At 36.3% G+C, this 245-nt stretch carries 1 pseudogene; it reads left to right on the forward strand.

Features of this window, described 5'->3' with window-relative positions:
- Nucleotides 1–245 (forward strand): annotated as a pseudogene (locus Q4548_RS16960) (FAD-dependent oxidoreductase); the annotation flags it as partial.

Here is a 245-nt window from a genome sequence, read left to right on the forward strand (position 1 = left end):
GGCGGAGTTCGATCTTTACCACACGGACATTTTTCTTTGGTTCTTGAAGCATTAAAAGACAGAGCTCTTTTAAAAAGAAATGCTCCCCACATGGTTCACGATTTAAAATTTGTAGTCCCTACTTACGATTGGTGGGATAGTCCTTTTTATGGTATTGGCTTAAAACTATACGATTGGTTGGCTGGTAAAGATGGTTTTGGTGATTCTGAATTTTTATCTAAAGAAGAAACTGTAAAATACATTCC

The sequence above is a fragment of the Wenyingzhuangia sp. 2_MG-2023 genome (genome assembly GCF_030548295.1).
Lineage (GTDB): Bacteria > Bacteroidota > Bacteroidia > Flavobacteriales > Flavobacteriaceae > Wenyingzhuangia.